The 1,608-nt window shown below is 59.8% G+C and carries 2 pseudogenes; one reads left to right on the top strand and one right to left on the bottom strand.

Features of this window, described 5'->3' with window-relative positions:
* Positions 1-191 precede the first annotated feature (191 nt).
* Positions 192-453, top strand: a pseudogene (locus EN780_RS33775) (transposase); the annotation flags it as partial.
* Positions 454-690: 237 nt separating this feature from the next.
* Here EN780_RS33775 and EN780_RS33770 read toward each other — a convergent pair.
* A pseudogene (locus tag EN780_RS33770) lies at positions 691-1,608 on the bottom strand (IS110 family transposase); the annotation flags it as partial.

Raw genomic sequence — 1,608 nt, 5'->3', positions numbered from 1 at the left:
CCTATTCCGGCTTCGAACATGCCTCGACACGGCGTGCATAGCCAGTTGTCGGGACGTCCAAATGGACGTCCATTTTGCCGTCTTCTCCCACTGGACCCTCCGTCTCTCGCGATCGGAAGGATTCTTGGCACATTCACCTCATGAGCCGCACGAGGGGAGCGGCGTGGCGCTTACGATTGAAGGACGGACTGATGAACAGAAAGCGGTTTACGGAAGAGCAGATCATCGCGGTTCTGCGTGAGCATGAGGCGGGAGCAAAGGCGGGCGACCTGGCGCGCAAGCATGGGATCTCCGAGGCGACGCTGTATAACTGGAAGGCGAAGTATGGCGGGATGGACGTCTCCTGCCAAACGGCTGAAAGCCTTGAAAGACGAGAACGCGAAGCTGAAGAAGCTGCTCGCCGACCAGATGCTCGAAGCGTCGGCACTGCGCGAGCTTCTTTCAAAAAATGTATGGTCCGCCCCGTCCGTGCAAGGGTTCGCGACATCGCCGACGACGATTCCAGTTGCATAAATGTATCCGGCCTCTCGCGAGTGAGCTGCTGTTGCAGCCAGGCCATGATGAGATCCGCGCACGCCGTTCCCAATAAATGGTTCGGGCACGAAGCCCGCTTTTTTGCACAGGGCTTACGGCATGCTGATCCACTGTTTCGTCATCACTATTCCCGAACCTTGCAATCGAGCCGGAGCGTCAGGCGAAAGCAGGGTCCCTGCGTTCGTAGAGCGCTCCCGGCTTGGTCAGGACAACCCAGACAATGCGCGCCATCTTGGCGGCAAGTGCGACAACGGCTTTGTTCGGGTGCATACGGCTCTGCAACCCATCAAGCCAGCTTCCCAGGCGATCCCGGGTTCGATCCAGGTGGCGAAAGCATGATCGCGCGCCATGAACGAGCAGCTTGCGAACGTAGCGGTTCCCGCGCTTGCTGATACCGAGTAGCTTCTGTTTGCCCCCGGTCGAGTATTCTCGAGGGACAAGCCCCAGCCATGCGGCCAGGTCGCGAGCCTTCTGGAACTGGCATCCGGTGCCGACGGCCGCCAGTAGCGCGGTGGCTCCCAATGCTCCGATTCCGGGGATCGTCATGAGCCGGCGGGCAACATCTTCTCGGTCTGCAATCGCTGCGATCTCCCTCGTCACGTCGTTGATGCGCTGCTCCAACTGGCGCGATCGGCGAACAGGTCCACAAGCAGTTTGCGCATTGCCGGCGAGAGGTCATTCGACAGGTCATCGAGAACCAGTGGCAAGTCGAGCTTGAACAGTCCGGCGCCCTGTCTCAATGCGATGCCGTATTCCAGGCAGAATGCTCGCATCTGGTTGATCAGACGGGTTCGCGTGCCGATCATCTGGTCGCGCACCCGATGCAAGGCTTGGAGGTCGGCTTGCTCCTCCCTCTTGATCGCGGCAAATCGCATCGTCGGCCGCGTGGCTGCTTCGGCGATAGCTTCGGCATCGATGATGTCGCTCTTGTTCGACTTGACGTAGGGCTTCACGAACTGCGCTGGGATCAGGCGAACCTTGTGCCCCAGTGCCTGAAGTCTCCTGGCGATCCATTGCGATCCAGCGCACGATTCCATCCCGACGATTGCTGGCGCTGCCCGCTCAAAGAACTTC

Origin of the sequence: Mesorhizobium sp. M4B.F.Ca.ET.089.01.1.1, assembly GCF_004022605.1 — a bacterium.
In the GTDB taxonomy this organism is placed as follows: domain Bacteria; phylum Pseudomonadota; class Alphaproteobacteria; order Rhizobiales; family Rhizobiaceae; genus Mesorhizobium; species Mesorhizobium abyssinicae.
The sequence above is the reverse complement of the archived record's forward strand: the minus strand, read 5'-3'. Positions and strand labels throughout refer to the sequence as shown.